Here is a 1,112-nt window from a genome sequence, read left to right on the forward strand (position 1 = left end):
GCAGTGTGAAGTCGACTTTGTCGAGCGTCCCGGCATGCCAACGAGCGGTCAAGCGTGCGATTGTGGACGCGATGCGGCGGGATCATGGAACCGAAACGCTTCCTGAGAACGGGCCGCAGTTCAAGATCGATGTCGCATTGCTCAAAGACACAGTAACGATCACGATCGACACGACCGGCCGTGGGCTGCATCGTCGGGGTTATCGCGCCCACGTGACGGCGGCTCCGCTGAAGGAGACTCTCGCCGCCGCGATGGTGATGCTGAGCTATTGGAAACGGGATCGACCGTTGGTTGACCCCTTTTGCGGCAGCGGAACGATCTTGATCGAAGCCGCAATGATTGGCCGGAACATGGCACCGGGGCAATCGAGAGAATTCGCGTTTGAGCATTGGCCGGACGCCCCGCGGCAAGCGATGCTGGACCTGCGGAGCGAGGCACTGCAAAACGTACTCGAACCGTTGCCACAGCGACTCCTCGGGGGTGACACTGATTTCCGTGTGCTGCGTTTTGCACGTGAAAATGCGGAGGCGGCGGGTGTGACCGCGGACGTGCACTTCGAGACTGCGGATGCCCGTGAATTGCAGAGCAAGCGACGTTTTGGTTGTTTGATCACGAACCCGCCTTATGGCATGCGGATCGGGCGGGACTGGGAAATCGAGGATCTGTACGCCGCGATTCCGGACGTGCTGCGTCACCTGCCGACGTGGTCGTTTTATTTCTTGACCGCCTACAACGGGTTCGAGCGAATCTTGGGGCGGAAGGCGGACCGGCGTCGCAAACTCTACAACGGTCGAATCGAATGCACCTACTATCAATTCCACGGTCCCAAACCGGTGATTGGGCAGTCGGGACGGTCTGAGTCAGCGACCGATGAAGGAAAGCCGACAGCCGACGCAGAACAAACCACCGGCGAAGAGGTGCCTGCGGCTCAGAAGATCGAGGCTCCGTCGTCGCCTGAGGAATCGCCTGTCGCGACCAAAGGTGCGAAACCGTATGTGCATGCGGTCGGCGAAGCGGCGTTTGGGGCGTTGCCCGAAAACGCGCAACACCAAGCCGAATTATTTGCGACACGTTTGCGAAAGCGAGCCAAGCATTTTCGCCGGATGATGACG

General features: G+C 59.7%; 1 protein-coding gene. It reads left to right on the forward strand.

Annotation, left to right across the window (positions count from 1 at the left end):
- Positions 1-71: 71 nt before the first annotated feature.
- Positions 72-1,112, forward strand: a 1,041-nt coding sequence (locus RSSM_RS14835; RefSeq protein ID WP_008680214.1) for a THUMP domain-containing class I SAM-dependent RNA methyltransferase, incomplete at its 3' end; no start/stop codon positions are given.

The sequence above is a fragment of the Aporhodopirellula sallentina SM41 genome, from assembly GCF_000346505.1.
GTDB lineage: Bacteria > Planctomycetota > Planctomycetia > Pirellulales > Pirellulaceae > Rhodopirellula > Rhodopirellula sallentina.